General features: G+C 42.7%; 1 pseudogene. It reads left to right on the top strand.

Going from position 1 to position 255, the window contains the following annotated elements:
- Positions 1 to 255: pseudogene (locus SOM16_RS23165) on the top strand (hypothetical protein); the annotation flags it as partial.

The following is a 255-nucleotide window of genomic DNA, read 5'->3' as shown; positions in this document are numbered from 1 at the left end:
AGAGAAAGATCTTTCTGAAATCACAGGTTTTGCAGGAACTTCTCTTCAGCCAAACTCTGGAGCGCAAGGTGAATATGCAGGATTGATGGTGATCAGAGAATATCACATCTCAAGAGGTGAAGGTCACAGAAATGTGGTATTGATTCCTCAGTCTGCACACGGAACAAACCCAGCTTCCGCAGCAATGGCAGGAATGAAAATTGTTGTTGTTAAAGACCTTGAAAGTGGAGAAATTGATTTTGAAGACTCCGAAGC

Source organism: Pedobacter sp. CFBP9032 (assembly GCF_034045265.1).
Taxonomy (GTDB): domain Bacteria; phylum Bacteroidota; class Bacteroidia; order Sphingobacteriales; family Sphingobacteriaceae; genus Pedobacter.
This window is presented reverse-complemented; position numbering and strand designations above follow the sequence as displayed.